The sequence below is a fragment of the Streptococcus oralis genome, from assembly GCF_026782125.1.
GTDB classification, from domain to species: domain Bacteria; phylum Bacillota; class Bacilli; order Lactobacillales; family Streptococcaceae; genus Streptococcus; species Streptococcus oralis_CE.
Genome location: NZ_JAKUVY010000002.1, coordinates 1 through 15549, shown reverse-complemented (window position 1 = coordinate 15549; position 15549 = coordinate 1). Strand labels below are relative to the sequence as shown.

General features: G+C 38.1%; 17 protein-coding genes and 2 pseudogenes. 4 read left to right on the top strand and 15 right to left on the bottom strand.

What is annotated here, in order from left to right:
* The 4 genes and pseudogenes from MK385_RS01595 to MK385_RS01580 form a co-directional block, all read right to left on the bottom strand.
* Nucleotides 1-1508, bottom strand: a 1508-nt coding sequence (locus MK385_RS01595) for a G5 domain-containing protein (RefSeq protein WP_268725108.1), incomplete at its 3' end; no start/stop codon positions are given.
* Between the two features lie 12 nt (nucleotides 1509-1520).
* Nucleotides 1521-1931 carry a hypothetical protein gene (locus tag MK385_RS01590; RefSeq protein WP_268725107.1) on the bottom strand — a complete coding sequence of 137 codons (411 nt, stop codon included), beginning with the start codon at nucleotides 1929-1931 and terminating at the stop codon, nucleotides 1521-1523.
* 12 nt (nucleotides 1932-1943) lie between these two features.
* Nucleotides 1944-2543, bottom strand: coding sequence for a hypothetical protein (locus tag MK385_RS01585; RefSeq protein ID WP_268725106.1), 600 nt, complete (start codon nucleotides 2541-2543; stop codon nucleotides 1944-1946).
* Nucleotides 2544-2874: 331 nt separating this feature from the next.
* Nucleotides 2875-3030: pseudogene (locus tag MK385_RS01580) on the bottom strand (YdbC family protein); the annotation flags it as partial.
* Between MK385_RS01580 and MK385_RS01575 the strand changes: the two are divergent.
* Together MK385_RS01575 and MK385_RS01570 are read left to right on the top strand one after the other, a co-directional pair.
* A pseudogene (locus MK385_RS01575) lies at nucleotides 3023-3463 on the top strand (peptidylprolyl isomerase); the annotation flags it as partial. The pseudogenes MK385_RS01580 and MK385_RS01575 sit on opposite strands and share 8 nt — an antisense overlap.
* A 27-nt stretch (nucleotides 3464-3490) precedes the next feature.
* Nucleotides 3491-3730, top strand: a complete 240-nt coding sequence (locus MK385_RS01570) for a zinc-ribbon domain-containing protein (RefSeq protein ID WP_000600215.1) — start codon at nucleotides 3491-3493, stop codon at nucleotides 3728-3730.
* A gap of 42 nt (nucleotides 3731-3772) precedes the next feature.
* Here MK385_RS01570 and MK385_RS01565 read toward each other — a convergent pair whose 3' ends face one another.
* From MK385_RS01565 to MK385_RS01535, 7 genes are all read right to left on the bottom strand, one after another.
* On the bottom strand, nucleotides 3773-5314 hold the full coding sequence (locus MK385_RS01565; RefSeq protein WP_268725105.1) for an ABC-F family ATP-binding cassette domain-containing protein: 1542 nt from the start codon (nucleotides 5312-5314) through the stop codon (nucleotides 3773-3775).
* 1 nt (nucleotide 5315) lies between these two features.
* Nucleotides 5316-5795, bottom strand: coding sequence for a VanZ family protein (locus tag MK385_RS01560; protein WP_268725104.1), 480 nt, complete (start codon nucleotides 5793-5795; stop codon nucleotides 5316-5318).
* Nucleotide 5796: 1 nt separating this feature from the next.
* On the bottom strand, nucleotides 5797-6882 hold the full coding sequence (rlmN, locus tag MK385_RS01555) for a dual-specificity RNA methyltransferase RlmN (RefSeq protein ID WP_000804754.1): 1086 nt from the start codon (nucleotides 6880-6882) through the stop codon (nucleotides 5797-5799).
* 20 nt (nucleotides 6883-6902) lie between these two features.
* Nucleotides 6903-7433 (bottom strand): YutD family protein, encoded by a 531-nt coding sequence (locus MK385_RS01550; protein ID WP_084948782.1) that lies wholly within the window; start codon nucleotides 7431-7433, stop codon nucleotides 6903-6905.
* Nucleotides 7434-7588: 155 nt separating this feature from the next.
* Complete coding sequence (gene sodA, locus MK385_RS01545) at nucleotides 7589-8194, bottom strand: superoxide dismutase SodA (protein ID WP_000974733.1); 606 nt, start codon at nucleotides 8192-8194, stop codon at nucleotides 7589-7591.
* 69 nt (nucleotides 8195-8263) lie between these two features.
* Complete coding sequence (holA, locus tag MK385_RS01540; protein WP_268725103.1) at nucleotides 8264-9301, bottom strand: DNA polymerase III subunit delta; 1038 nt, start codon at nucleotides 9299-9301, stop codon at nucleotides 8264-8266.
* A 32-nt stretch (nucleotides 9302-9333) separates the two neighbouring features.
* Nucleotides 9334-10269: a dihydroorotate oxidase gene (locus MK385_RS01535; RefSeq protein WP_268725102.1), complete on the bottom strand. Its 936-nt coding sequence runs from the start codon at nucleotides 10267-10269 to the stop codon at nucleotides 9334-9336.
* Nucleotides 10270-10473: 204 nt separating this feature from the next.
* Between MK385_RS01535 and gdhA the strand changes: the two genes are divergently transcribed.
* Both gdhA and MK385_RS01525 read left to right on the top strand, forming a co-directional pair.
* A complete protein-coding gene (gene gdhA, locus MK385_RS01530) occupies nucleotides 10474-11820 on the top strand; it encodes an NADP-specific glutamate dehydrogenase (RefSeq protein WP_268725101.1) in 1347 nt (448 codons plus the stop codon).
* A gap of 31 nt (nucleotides 11821-11851) precedes the next feature.
* Entirely contained in the window at nucleotides 11852-12337 is a 486-nt protein-coding gene (locus MK385_RS01525) for a GNAT family N-acetyltransferase (RefSeq protein WP_268725279.1), read from the top strand.
* A 265-nt stretch (nucleotides 12338-12602) separates the two neighbouring features.
* Here the strand turns inward: MK385_RS01525 and MK385_RS01520 are convergent, their stop codons facing one another.
* The 4 genes from MK385_RS01520 to MK385_RS01505 all read right to left on the bottom strand — a co-directional run bounded on the left by MK385_RS01520 (nucleotide 12603) and on the right by MK385_RS01505 (nucleotide 15337).
* On the bottom strand, nucleotides 12603-13058 hold the full coding sequence (locus tag MK385_RS01520; protein ID WP_268725100.1) for a hypothetical protein: 456 nt from the start codon (nucleotides 13056-13058) through the stop codon (nucleotides 12603-12605).
* Nucleotides 13059-13700: a hypothetical protein gene (locus MK385_RS01515; protein ID WP_268725099.1), complete on the bottom strand. Its 642-nt coding sequence runs from the start codon at nucleotides 13698-13700 to the stop codon at nucleotides 13059-13061. It lies immediately after the preceding gene.
* Nucleotides 13697-13984, bottom strand: coding sequence for a hypothetical protein (locus tag MK385_RS01510; protein ID WP_268725098.1), 288 nt, complete (start codon nucleotides 13982-13984; stop codon nucleotides 13697-13699). The genes MK385_RS01515 and MK385_RS01510 overlap by 4 nt, the downstream gene beginning before the upstream one ends.
* Nucleotides 13985-14293: 309 nt before the next feature.
* Complete coding sequence (locus MK385_RS01505) at nucleotides 14294-15337, bottom strand: SPFH domain-containing protein (protein WP_268725097.1); 1044 nt, start codon at nucleotides 15335-15337, stop codon at nucleotides 14294-14296.
* Nucleotides 15338-15549 lie beyond the last annotated feature (212 nt).

Below are 15549 nucleotides of genomic sequence, written 5' to 3'. Positions count from 1 at the left end.
ACTGGAGCTACTGGTTTAACTGGTTCTACTGGTTTAACTGGTTCTACCGGTTTAACTGGTTCTACCGGTTTAACTGGTTCTACCGGTTTAACTGGTTCTACTGGTTTAACTGGAGTGACTACTTCTTTTGTTCCTACTTCAATAATTTGATTAACTGCATCAATTTTATTAGTTGAAACAACTTTGCGTTCAGTTTCCACACCATCAACTAAGACAACGTGTTCAACCGTAGTGACACTACCATCTTTACCTTCTTGAACAATCTTTTCAGTTCCTTTGTCAAGGTCTGCATTATCGCGACGAATAGTCTTATATGCTTTAACTTCTACCTTGGTCTCATCTTTTTCAACAACAATCGGTTTTGGTTTCTCTATAAGCTTAGATTTTGTTGACTCGACTGCAGTAATTGCAGCAGTCAAATCTTTAACTGCTTGATCTACCTTAGGTTGATCTGATTTAGAGTCGGTATTGACAGCCTCAGCCTTTGCTTTCTCATTTGCTAAGAGAACAAGCGCCTTTTCATAAGCTTTAACACTATCTTCGGTTTTATTAGTTGTATCAGCTGGCGTAAGAGCCTCTGTTGCCCTTGAAATCGCTGATTCAAGAATAGCTTTCTTAACTGTTGGTGTTGGAGTTAGGGTAGGAGTTGAACTAGATTCAGCAATTGCAACCGCAGTCAACGGGAGACGTGTAATCGATTTATCCTCGTATGTGACAATAGCATTGGAATTATCGTATGAGAATGATGGTGAGAAAGCTGATAAATTAAAATGCTCTTCAATTAAACTTGAAATTTTACCTTGATCATCTGAAGTCAAACTTTCAAAACTCTTAACCTTAATTTTTGAAGTTTCTGGTACTTTATCTTCAAAAGTTCCATCATTAGCTAATTCCTTCGCAGTTGATTCAACCAAAGCTTTAACTGCAGATTTTAGATTAGTATTTGAGTCACTGAGCGCTTTTGTTGCAGAGATATATGTAGTACGGTAATTAACTTCTGAATACATCTCTTTAAACCGATCGTTCATCGCACGTTTTTGCTCTTGGGTAACTACGTTATAGTTAATATCTTTACGAACTTCTGGAGGCAAAACAGTTTCCATTTCTTTTCGTAATTTTTCAGATTTCCCTTGAATTTCTTCAGCTTTTTCAACAGCTTTTTCAGCTGCTGGAATAGCAGCTTCTGCTACTTTTACTGCTTCAGTATAATTTTGGAAACTATCTTGAGAATAGTCGTTTGGATTACGAACAACTTCTTTTTCTTCTTTAATTTCAGCAATTTGTTCATTTACCCGCTTGATAGCTGGTGTAGGATTTTCAAAAAAGTCCAACATTACTTTAACTTTATTTTCATTTTCCAGCACTTCAGTTCCCATGATAGTTGAAGATTCTTCTGCCTGGACAGTTTGATTTACGAAGCCTAAAGCAGAGATTCCAATTACAACAGAGGCAGCACCAAAAGAAAATTTACGAATTGAGAATTGATTTTTTCTCTCATTAATTGCCATTATATACTCCTTTTAATTTAATTCCTTAATAATTTCACTGATAATCTGTGGTCCCTTTTGAAAGATATCAAATAATATCTCATAGTTTTGCGAGGTTACATGGGTCACGTAGCGAGCAAAAACACGATTATCAACATCAAGAACCAGATAGTAATACAAACCATACATGCGATTTAGTTCATTGATTTTTTCAAGAAAGTCCGAACGATTATTCTGATCCTCTAATACAGCTAGATTATTAAAAATAATCTGAGCAACACCAGTTTCCTCTGTATTTTCTATCCAAAAAGCAAATTCTACCAAGTGTTCCTCTGGGACGGATAAACGTCCCTTGTATATTTTTCCATCCTCACGATCAACCTTTTGTAGGTTGATTTGACGTTTTTTAAAAAACTCTTGAAAAACAGTATTGATGTTAAGCATATACCAACCTTCCTAAAATGAACCCACACTGAAAATAGGTGGTCCATTTAAATCTGTCACATTATTATTTTCAGGAGTCAAGTAAGAAACATTAGATTTTCCATTTTGGATAGCGTCTTCTGAAGTTGAATTTTCAAGACTAAGAATTCTACTTGCTCTATCTAGATGTTCACGACTAATAGATAGAAGATCATCTATAATGTGTTCTATATGATGAACCCCTCCTGTATCAATATTATCAATTATAGTGATTTGATTCTCAAGAAGTTGCTTCAACTCATGTTTGATAAATTCAGTTCGGTTCATAATATCTTGTTTAGTAACTTCCAACTGCTTGAGCTCTTCTACTGATTGCTCGATGCGAGTTTTCATCTCATTAACTAACTGTTCAGACTGAACCTCAGCTTCTGAAATTATATCAATAGATACACGTTTAGCCTCAACAATAGCCTCCGAAACAAACAGTTCTTTATCTTTAAGTTCCTCAATGGTTCTAAGCAACTGTGAATTACGGATTTCCAACTCATTTACTTGAGACTTGAGTTCATTCACTACCTCATGAACAGACGACCGAGAATAACCCAAAAACAGGGATTTCTTAAGTCCTCCCATATAAAACTCCTCCTAAAGGTTAATTTTATCTATATAAATATTACACTTTAATCTTAATCTTCTAAAAACAGATTTAAAACTTTGTGCATTACTTAACTAATTTTACTAAACCAATTTATATTATTATATTCGTTTTTCTTTGATTTATCAAGCAATTAATCTTTTAAAACAAAATTTATCTAACTATTTTGATTTTAACACACATTTTCTTAAAACTCCTTTGTAAAATACTGTGGATATTCTATACTAAATTAGTTCAAATTAGCTTTTTCGGTGTAATTATAGTTTCAATTTTGATGAAAAAAAGTGGGATAATCCCACTCCTTATTGTTTACTTATCTCCCTTAAAAGCATCCACCATGATTTGAAATTCTTCATTTGAGAGGGTAATTCCTTTCCCCATCTTGGTGTGGTCAGGACTCCAGCTACGAATGTCAAACTTCGCCGGTGCACCATTAAAGCTGACACGATTGATTTCTTTGGTCCAAACTGGAGATCCTAAGGGAGATGGTACAGGGGGCCAATCTATCTGGCATGATAAGGATAAAACAAAGGACAAGGGAACTGGTTTCAAAAATGAAATCTCTCCTTACCTATACAATATCCGAGGAGCCCTTGCTATGGCTAACACTGGACAACCAAACACCAACGGTAGCCAGTTCTTCATCAACCAAAACTCAACAGATATTTCAGCTAAACTCCCTACAAGCAAGTATCCAAAGAAAATCATCGAAGCCTATAAAGAAGGTGGAAATCCAAGTCTAGACGGCAAACACCCTGTCTTTGGTCAAGTCATCGATGGCATGGACGTTGTTGACAAGATTGCCAAAGCTGAAAAAGATGAGAAAGACAAACCAACTACCGCTATCACCATTGACAGTATCGAAGTAGTCAAGGACTACGACTTCAGCAAAAAATAAGCCATCAACAGATAAGGAGACGATGAAATGATTTTATTTTGGGGTTCTAAAGGTTATCAGAAAGATTTGGGACATACGCAAACTGCGATCGAATGTGGTCATTGTAACAATGTTGACACTTGGGAGATTGTAGAAACTGGACGCAAGTTCACCCTCTACTGGATTCCACTTTTCCCTTATGGTAAAAGCTACTTCGTTTCTTGTCCGATTTGCCACTACGGTAAAGAAATTGAGAAATCTGAAGTTGAAAGCTTTTTAAATTACTAGTCAAAAAAGCCAAGTCATTTCGACTTGGCCTTTTTAGTGCTTTTAAGTTAGCTTGTTAAAGTCCCAGATTTGGTCCATCCAGCCTTCATAAAAGTTTGGTTCGTGACAAACCATAAGAATGCTTCCTTTGTATTCTTTAAGCGCCCGTTTGAGTTCTTCCTTAGCATCCACATCTAGGTGGTTGGTCGGCTCGTCCAGCACTAAGACGTTATTTTCTCGATTCATCAAGAGACAGAAACGCACCTTGGCTTGTTCCCCACCTGATAAGACCTGAATCTGGCTTTCGATATGCTTAGTTGTCAAACCACAACGAGCAAGGGCTGCACGAACCTCTGCCTGATTGAGTGCTGGAAAGGCGTTCCAGACCGCTTCTAGAGGTGTTTGACGATTGCCACCTTCTACTTCTTGCTCAAAATAACCAAGTTCTAGGTAATCACCACGTTCAACTTCTCCAGCGATTGGTGGGATAATACCCAAGAGAGACTTCAAGAGGGTTGTTTTCCCGATACCATTTGCTCCAATGATAGCAACCTTTTGATTGCGTTCAAAAGTAAGATTTAAGGGTTTGGTAAGGGGACGGTCATAACCAATCTGCAAGTCCTTGGCTTGGAAGATAAAGCGCCCAGGTGTACGAGCTGGTTTGAAATCAAAGGACGGCTTTGGTTTCTCGCTTTGCAGTTCGATGATGTCCATCTTGTCCAGTTTCTTTTGACGGGACATGGCCATATTACGCGTTGCAACACGCGCTTTGTTTCGAGCCACGAAATCCTTGAGGTCTGCAATCTCTTTCTGTTGACGTTCATAGGCCGCTTCTAACTGAGATTTCTTCATAGCATAGACTTCTTGGAACTGGTAGTAGTCACCAGAATAGCGAGTCAATTGTTGATTTTCAACATGATAGACGATATTGATTACGTCGTTGAGGAAAGGAATATCATGCGAAATAAGGACAAAGGCATTTTCATAGTTTTGGAGATAACGCTTGAGCCAGTCAATGTGTTCAGCATCCAAGTAGTTGGTTGGCTCGTCAAGCAGCAAAATATCTGGCTTTTCGAGGAGGAGTTTAGCCAAAAGCACCTTGGTTCTTTGTCCACCTGATAAGGCTGTTACATCTGTATCCATGCCATAGTCCATGACACCGAGAGCACGCGCTACTTCATCAATCTTAGCATCCAAGGTATAGAAATCACGACTCTCCAAACGGTCTTGGAGCTCTCCTACTTCTTCCATCAGCGCGTCAATATCCGCTCCGTCTTCAGCCATTTCCATATAGAGGTCATTGATACGTGCTTCTGCTTTGAAAAGCTCATCAAAGGCTGTACGCAAGACATCACGCACGGTTTGACCTTCCTTTAGCACAGCGTGCTGATCCAGATAGCCAGCAGTCACATATTTGGACCACTCCACCTTCCCTTCATCTGGCAACATCTTACCTGTCACGATGCTCATAAAGGTTGATTTTCCTTCACCATTGGCACCGACTAAGCCGATATGCTCTCCCTTGAGGAGACGGAAAGACACATCTTCAAAAATTGCACGGTCACCAAAACCATGACTCAAATTTTTAACTTCTAAAATACTCATTCTAATTCCTTATCTTGTTTTTATGCAATCCTTTATAGAGGAGCCAAGCCAAATAGCCTCCTAGGGCATTGGTCCACAAATCATCAATCTCAAAGACGCGATTAAAGTCGAAGAAAAAATCTAAGACCAGCTGCGTACATTCAATTCCTAAGCTCAGAAGAAAACTGAGAAATACGATTTTTTTCGTTTTTCGTAAGTTTGGACAGAGGTAGAGCAGTTGAAAGACCAGAGGGAAGAGCAAGAAGACATTTAAAATGTTCTGCAAAAAGATCCAAATAACTTGTCCCAAACTGGTCACTTCACCTAGATTCCACAGGGAGTTTAAGGGAGTTAAAAGAAAAACCAGGCGTCCAAAAGTTTGAATACCTGGAGTTTCCACTCCTGTAGGAAGTTGAGGCTGGGGAGTAAAACAAAAACAGGCAATGCAAAGACTGTAAATAGCCACTCCCAATTTCAAGATTAATTCTCTTTTTCTAGTCATTTTATGGATTTACCGCTGCGACTGCCTTCTGGCGGTCACGTTTCATTGTATTGGAGCGCAATTGTCCACAAGCTGCATCAATATCAGTACCATGTTCTTGACGAACAACACAGTTGACCCCTTTTTTCTTGAGGGTATCGTAGAAGGCCATCACGCGCTCTTTAGGACTACGGCTATATTGGTCATGTTCACTAACTGGGTTATAAGGAATCAAGTTGACGTATGATAATTTCTTGATGTTCTTGAGCAACTCAGCCAATTCCAAGGCTTGTTCTACTCCGTCGTTGACTTCATTGAGCATGATGTATTCAAAGGTCACACGGCGATTGGTTGTTTCGATATAGTACTCAATAGCAGCAAAGAGTTTTTCAATCGGAAAGGCACGGTTAATTTTCATGATGCTTGAGCGCAATTCATTATTAGGTGCGTGAAGGGAAACAGCCAGATTAACCTGTACGCCTTCATTAGCAAAATCACGAATTTTATGGGCCAAACCTGAAGTTGAAACTGTGATGTGACGAGCACCGATAGCCATCCCCTTGTCATCATTGATGGTACGGACAAAATTCAAAACATTGTTGTAGTTATCAAATGGTTCACCAATTCCCATGACAACGATATGGCTGACACGTTCGTCCTGCCCACGCTCATCAAAGTATTTCTGAACCAACATGATCTGCGCTACAATTTCACCGTTATTAAGGTCACGTTGCTTCTTGATCAAGCCTGATGCACAGAAGGTACAACCGATATTACAACCGACCTGAGTGGTCACACAGACTGACAGCCCGTAGTGTTGACGCATCAGTACGGTTTCAATCAACATACCATCTGGCAACTCAAAAAGATACTTAACAGTACCGTCAGCTGACTCTTGTACAATTCGTTGTTTCAAAGGATTTACGACAAACTGCTCATTGAGCTTGGCAATCAAACCCTTGGAAAGGTTGGTCATTTCTTCAAATGACTGGACACGTTTACGGTAGAGCCATTCCCAGATCTGATCTGCTCGGAATTTCTTTTCTCCTTGTTCTAATACCCATTCTTGCATGGCTTGACGTGTTAAACTATAAATAGACGGTTTCATCTCTTCTCCTTATTCTCTATCTATTTCTGACGAATGACAAAATGGCGCTGTCCCTTGTCCTCTTTCTGAGACTTTTGGTCCTTATGACGACGTCTATTTCTCTTATCCGCATTTGGTTTTCTCTTGTTTTGCGAAGGTTTCTTTCCTCTTCTAGGAAGGTTTTCCTCTTCCTTTTTACGCATTTTCTTGTCAAACGACGCACGCTTAGGTGCTTGGTTTTCTAGGACAAAATAAGCACAACCATAACTACAATACTCTAAAAGATAATCCTGTAAGCGACTGATTTTTTCAATTTTTTCCTCAGTTCGATCGTCTTTGTAAAAACCGCGTAGGCGAAGCTGTTCATTGCTCCAGTCCCCCACGACATAATCAAACTTGGTCAACACTTCTGAGAAGCGTTGATTAAAGACGGTCACATCGAAGGCATCCTTGATATTTTCAACCAAGGTAAAAGCAATCCCTTCAGTCTCAACCTTATCCCCATTTACCTGAAATTCTGGGCCAGGAAACTTGTTATAATTGTATAATTCAGGTGCAATTTCTTTACGCATAGTCTTCCTTTTCCGTGATTACTTAACACTCTATTTTACCATATTTTCTACAAGTTGGCACGAATATCCTGAAAATGAAAAAAGTCTGACGATTCTGTCAGACTGCTGCTTTATAACCTTAAAAAGAGAAGAACAATTCTTCCCTCCATATTTTATTATTTAGCTGCTGCGTAAAGCTCGTCTACTTTGTTCCAGTTAATCACTGAGAAGAAAGCTTTGATGTAGTCAGGACGCACGTTGCGGTATTTCACGTAGTAAGCATGTTCCCAAACGTCCAAGCCCAAGATTGGTTTTTTACCTTCTGAGATTGGTGTGTCTTGGTTGGCTGTAGAAGTCACTTCAAGCTTCCCTTCTTTGTTGACAACCAACCATGCCCAGCCAGAACCAAAGCGAGTTGTAGCTGCTGCTGTAAAGGCTGCTTGGAACTCTTCAAATGAACCAAATGTTGCATCGATTGCTGCTGCAAGTTCTGCTGAAGGAGCAGTCTTTTCAGGAGTCATCAATTCCCAGAAAAGAGCGTGGTTCAAGTGTCCACCACCGTTGTTGATAAGCGCTTGGCGGATATCAGCTGGGATAGATTCTACATCAGCAAGCAAAGCTTCAAGGTCTTCACCGATTTCAGGGTGTTTTTCAAGAGCTGCATTTGCATTGTTGACGTAGGTTTGATGGTGTTTGTCATGGTGCAAGTGCATTGTTTCTGCATCGATGTATGGTTCCAAAGCGTCATATGCGTATGGAAGGTCTGGTAAGATAATAGCCATCTGTAATACCTCTTTTTCTTTCTATATGAAAATGATAACGCAATCATCCTCTTTTTTCAAGTTTTTTGCTCAATTTGCTTCTGTCGCGATCTGCAAAAGTGCCTTTTCAAACAAGTACCCTTTTTCATAGACCCCTGTCTTAATCTGGTAGTCTGTTTCGATCAAATAAGAAATCGCTCGCTTGAGAAAACCTAAGGAAATCCCTCTCGAATCTCTCAGTGCAAACTTGATTTGATAAGGATTAGGATTGCGCCCCAAGTAAGTTCCCAGACTGCTTGCAATCTGCGATTCCGTCTGACCAGTCTCTGATAAAATCTTCACTTGAGTAAAGGTTCGAAACTGTCCTAACATGACAGCTATGAGCTTGATTTCGTCCTCCCCTTGCAAGGTCAAATCTCTAACCAAGTCACGCGCCTGATCAATCTTCTTAGCTAAAATAAACTGAGTTAAGTCGAAAATATTGTCTTGCAAGGTCTTTGGAATAGCCTCGACAATATCCTTCTCCTCAATCACGCCATCTGACTTATAAGACTGTAAAAAGAGAAGATTTTTCTGGATTTCGCTAAATTGAAAACCAGATTTGATAAGTAGATTTTCAAAGGATTGCCCCACAAACTGCAGACCTTGTGTCTGACTCCATTTTTGGAAATACTGGCGCAATTCTTGTTCCTTGAGTTCAATAGCATCAAATACTGTCGCATCTCGTTTAAGCAGTTTGACCAACCGTCTTTTGCTATCCAGTTTTCCTTCAGCAAAAATCAACAACTTGGTTGTTGGCGAAGGGTTATCAAGGTATTCCTCAAATGACTTGAGCTCATCATCTGTTAAAAAACGTTTCTTGGCTGTTGTGATATCGACAAAATGGTCTAATATCACGATTTTTTCATCCGCAAAGAAAGGAAGACTAACCAGCTCCAGTTCCACATCCTTATAGACTACTTCTTTCATATCAAAGTAGGCAAAGTTGAGATCAGCTGGATCATAACCAATCTGCTTCAACACTTGACTCTTCATAACTTCAAACTGGCCCTGGTCTGTCCCTGTAAATAAGTTCAAGCTAGATAGACTTGATAAAGTCAACTTCTGACTGTCTTCAATGGCAAGCATCTTCTCTCCTTTCTTCTGATTTTTTTCTAACTTTAATCAATATAGCGCAATTTCCCACGGAAATCTTCTAGGTTCTCATAACCTTTTTCTGCCATGATTGCTTTTAGTTCATTGGTAATACGTTCAAAAGCACCGACACCTTCTTTGTGTAGGGTGGTCCCTACTTGCACCATGCTAGCACCGCAGAGGATGTGTTCAAAGGCATCACGACCCGTCAGAACGCCACCTGTTCCGATGATTTTGATTTGCGGATTTAAACGTTGGAAAAAGGCGTGCACATTAGCAAGAGCAGTCGGCTTGATATACTCTCCCCCAATCCCACCAAAACCATTTTTAGGGCGAATAACAACCGACTCATCTTCTATATAAAGGCCGTTTCCGATAGAGTTAACACAGTTAACAAACTTGAGCGGATATTTGTTGAAAATAGCAGCCGCTTGGTCAAAGTGGACAATATCAAAATAAGGTGGCAATTTGATCCCAAGAGGTTTGGTAAAGTAGGCAAATACTTCAGACAAGATACGGTCTGTTGTCTCAAAATCATAGGCAATCTGAGGTTTTCCTGGAACATTTGGACAAGAGAGATTAAGCTCTGTCAGTCCTTTGAACTCACTCTCTTGAACTTTTTTCAAGATGGTATGTGTTTCTTCTGGAGACATGCCAACCAGAGATAGGAAGAAAGTATGGTTTGGCTCTTTTTCCTGCAAGTCCAAAAGATAGTCCAGATAGTAGTCTAAGCCATTATTTGGCAAGCCCATGGAGTTGATAGAACCAAGTGGAACATCCTGGTAACGTGGTTCAGGATTTCCCTGACGGAAGTCCAAGGTCGCAGTCTTCGTAACAAAAGTACCTGCCGCTGAGTTTTTGACCCCTTCAAGCTCTTCTATCGTCATACAAGCCACACCCGCTGCATTCATCAAGCAATTGTCAAACTCAAATCCAGCTATTTGTGTTTTCGTTGATACCATGATTCTGATCCTCCAGATTCCTTTTATTTCTAATATTATACCATACTTTAAGATTTTCTCTTTGAGAAACTAATTTCTATATAAAACGTTCGGTTTTATAAATTGAAAGAATTTTTTGAAAATTTCTGTTTTTTCTTTACACTCAAAAAAAATTCTGCTATAATGGCTCATGTAATAAAATATAACAACAAAAAGGAGAACGATATGACATCTGCTAAAGACTATATCCAAAGCGTGTTTGCAACTGTGAAAGCTCGTAACGGGCATGAGGCTGAATTTCTCCAGGCGGTTGAAGAATTCTTCAGCACTTTGGAACCTGTATTTGAAAAACACCCTGAGTATATCGAAGAAAACATCTTGGCACGTATCACTGAGCCTGAGCGCGTGATTTCTTTCCGTGTTCCTTGGGTTGACCGTGAAGGTAAAGTACAAGTCAACCGTGGTTACCGTGTTCAATTCAACTCAGCTGTTGGACCATATAAAGGCGGCCTTCGTTTCCACCCCACTGTAAACCAAGGGATCTTGAAATTCCTTGGCTTCGAACAAATCTTTAAAAACGTCTTAACTGGACTTCCAATTGGTGGAGGTAAAGGTGGATCAGACTTCGATCCTAAAGGGAAGACTGATGCTGAAGTGATGCGCTTCTGCCAAAGCTTTATGACTGAATTGCAAAAATACATCGGACCATCTCTTGACGTACCTGCCGGTGATATCGGTGTTGGTGGACGTGAAATTGGTTACCTTTACGGACAATACAAACGTCTTAATCAATTTGATGCGGGTGTCTTGACTGGTAAACCTCTTGGATTTGGTGGTAGCTTGATTCGTCCAGAAGCAACTGGTTATGGTTTGGTTTACTATACTGAAGAAATGCTCAAAGCTAATGGTAACAGTTTTGCTGGTAAGAAAGTGGTCATTTCAGGTTCTGGTAACGTAGCTCAATACGCTCTTCAAAAAGCGACTGAACTCGGTGCAACTGTTATCTCTGTATCTGACTCAAACGGTTATGTCATCGATGAAAACGGTATCGACTTTGATCTTTTGGTTGATGTTAAAGAAAAACGCCGTACTCGTTTGACTGAGTATGCAGCTGAAAAAGCTTCTGCTACTTACCATGAAGGTTCTGTCTGGACTTACGCTGGGAACTACGACATCGCTCTTCCATGTGCGACTCAAAACGAAATCAATGGTGACGCAGCTAAACGTTTGGTTGCTCAAGGAGTTATCTGCGTATCAGAAGGTGCCAACATGCCTAGTGACCTTGATGCGATTAAAGTCTACAAAGAAAACGGAATCCTTTACGGACCTGCCAAAGCTGCCAACGCTGGTGGTGTAGCTGTATCAGCGCTTGAAATGAGTCAAAACAGCCTTCGCCTTTCATGGACCCGTGAAGAAGTTGATGGACGCCTCAAAGACATCATGACAAACATCTTCAACACAGCTAAAACAACTGCTGAAACATACGGTCTTGGAACTGACTACCTTGCAGGAGCAAATATCGCTGCCTTCGAAAACGTAGCCAATGCTATGATTGCGCAAGGTATTGTTTAATTAGTCGATACATCCTATCGGAGGACAAATGATGAACTTACGGTCAATGGAAGTGAGAGACAATCCAGCTGTAGCACAACTCATTAGAGCTAGCCTTGAAGAATTCGGGCTTGACAAACCAGGAACTGTCTACTTTGATTCTCATCTAGATCATTTGGCCGACTATTATCAACAGCAAGAGAGAGCAGCTTACTTTGTTCTGGAAGATGAAGATCAGCTGGTTGGCTGCGGTGGCTTTGCACCTGTGTCTGATAAGATTGCTGAATTACAAAAACTGTATGTCACTAAAAATTGCCGTGGCAAAGGTTATTCCAGTAGGTTGATAAAGCGGATATTCCAGGAAGCCCGTCTAGCTGGTTATGAACAGCTTTATCTAGAAACCTCTACTGAACTGGTTACGGCTGTGAGCATCTATCAGCACTATGGTTTTACAGCATTGCAACAACCACTTTCTAACGCCGCCGGCCACCTAGCTATGAATATCTGGATGATAAAATCCCTCTCATCAGATGAATAGATGTCCATATACTCTGGTCGTCTAGAGGACATCATTATCAAGCTCCTCAACACAGCTAAAACAACTTTTAAAAATGTAGCCTAGGCTATGATTGCACAAGGCGTGGTTTAAGAGTTAAAAAAGTTATCAAAAGCAACAGCTGTTTAGCTGTTGCTTTTCGTATTATAAAAGTTAATTTAAGAAAATAAACTTACTAAATTTCTAGATACAACCTTAATTTATTTGTTTAAAAAATTAAGATTGTTTCATTACGAATGTCATCAAATCAAGAAACTATAAAAGTTTTACCACAATTTCCACAAGTTAATTTAGTTCCAATTACTCCATCTGTAGGTTTATGACAAGTAGGACAATAAACACGTTTTGCTGATAATTTATAAGATAACTCATCTCGCAATTCTTTTCCTTTAATTTCAATAACATCCTCATCTTGTTCTTCAAACTTAAGAACTGTTATCAAAGCTTTATCATATTGTTTCATCCGTGGCTGTTTTAAGAATAAAAAAGAGGATAGAATCAAAAACAGGAAAAATAAAATAAACAAAATTGTAACTATTAAAAGCCACATAAAGTAGAAATCGTGAAGTAATCCTTCTTTTTTTCCTAATAACCATCTTATTTCCTTATCTATGGACTGATAAAATTTCAAGCCCGAAAGAATACATATGAAAGATACTATAGGATAAACAACCTTGGAAATGATTAAACGATAGCGTCTCATTTATATTTCCTTTCTAGATAACCATGCACCACAATAATCACATGATTTACCTTGCCCTAGATCAAGCAGATTCTCACCACTACATGATGGACAAATAACGGGATATGTATTTTTGTTAATCTGGTGCTTTTCAAATAAGGTGAATAAAGCTTGTATTTGATTTCGTTTCTTGACTTCTTCTTCTCTCTTTGACTTACGATAAGTCATTACCAATATTGAGATCACACTAAACAAATACCACGGAGCTAAAAGAAATAGAAATCGAATAGACCATTCCCTAGATTTTTCAAATTCAAGAAATGATGATAAAATGATTAAAACAAGCATTTGAAGTAAATTCTTCTGTTTTAATTTCTTTAAGGAAAAGGACTCTTTAATTGTTTTTCGAAATAAATATAAAATAATTAAAGCAACTAGTAAAAAGGGAACATTCTGAAATGATAAAAATAAAAAACTGATCACAATAGGAATCCCAACAAACTTTGCTAAAATTATAAAATCAAGATTTTTCAATATAAAGATTCTTGGTTCATCATCTATAGAAAAGATAGCAAGTGATAAAACCACAAAACAGAGTATTACTATATTTGAAATTAACCAATGAAAGCCTGTTTTCCAATTATTCTTAATATACTGCTTCACCTTTCTTCTCCTCTAGTTGCTATATATTCTCTATAAAGAGCTTTCCCATTATATATCTCATCCAAAGCTTTGACTTTAATTTTTATATTTTCTAAAACACCAAAGCTATAAAATGCAAAGGAAGACAAAAAGAAACCTGATAAAGAGAAAACAATAGGAGTTAATATTGAGAAAATCGGCTTACCATGTACTAAAAATAGAGTTAAGAACAATAGAGAAATAAAAAACGTTGCACTTGTCAATCCCATAAAAAGTATACTTAATAAACGAAATACTTGGTACATCCAAAATATCCTCTTGTCATAGAATTTGTCTAAGTAATCCCTTACTCTTTTAAAAAGATTTCCTAATATTTTTCAGGGAATCATTGTATTTATTCATACATTTCCATACTTAGAATTACATAATTTGAAAGATCTAAAAACGAAAACAAAAAATCTTAGTTTTCAGATTTCTAAGAAAAAGGGAAATTCTGGCAACCCCAGATTTCCCAAATAAAATCAAAAATAAATGTGACAATACAAAAAACCAAAAGTTAAAGATAATATTCAAACTAGAATGGTATAAAAAATTATTTTCTCCTAAGGTTCGAACTATCTTTCGTGCCCACAATTAGAACAAAAGTTTGCTCCTCCCAAAAAAGCAGTCCCGCATTGGTTACAAAAATTAGCTAAGCCCGTTTCTCCTTTGATGTCAGTTTGATGCTGATTAACATCTTTGTCAAATGAATTCCTATCTTCAATCTGATCCACCAAGTTGCCGAATTTAGCTCCTAAACCAAGTCCCATAGCGATTTTCATGCCTGCTCCCATTAGCTTTCCTGTAGAATCATTATTTTTAGCTGCCTCTTCTAAAATATCAAATTGTCTCTCTTCTTGATAAGTATATTCTCCAATATCTCGACTAGCCTGCTTGCTTTTGGCTTCTAAAATTTGCTTGTGGAATTTAAAGATTTCTCTATATCCATTGCTATTCTGATTTACCTTTAAAGCCTCAATGTTAAATTCTTCAATACTAATTCCATATTTAGCAAAATGGCTAGATAAAATTTCTGACAAACCAACAGCTATATCAAAACTGTGCATCTCAATGTCAATAATTGGAATCTTATAGTTATATATTACTTGTGAAATAGCTGAACTAATCAGTCCACTGGCAGTTTGTCTAAATCTATTTTGTAAAATAGTAACTGTTATAAGATCAGGGTGACTTGGCATAAATTCTAGTATAAAAGCTTCCAAATCTACAATTCGAGGAATAAAATTCCCATGTATTTTCAATTCAACAGGAATATCACTTTCTGGATCTCGAACCATTATAGGTGAAGAAGTTCCCCACCCAATCGGTTGTAAATCGTACGTGTTTACAAACCACAAAAATGATGAGTCAGATGAAAGACTTCCACTTAGAAAGTTTTTTATTCCTGAAGCTGTCTGAATATCATTTCCTTCAATCTTATGTTTTCCAGCATCATAAGTAGCTACTGCTCTTCCATTTGAAAAGAACACAGCACTCTGACCAGGATTTACAATTACAGTTGCTCCTATCTTGATATTCGTTTTAGGATGTCTCCAAGCAAGTATATTCCTTGTTTCCTCACCTTCATAATGAATAACATCAAACAAATTTAATGCCATCTTTTCTCCTTTTCTTTATAAAAATGTTCAGACCAATCTTCTCTAACTATACTTCTATTATATAACCCATTTATTGAAAAGGCAACCCATACTTATAAATCATCATTTCTGGACAATACTTTATAAAAATATAAAAAACCGCTAATCCTGAGAATAGCGGTTTTTTATGTTTTTTAAGCTACAAATGTAGTTGCTCTATTATTTAAGAGTAA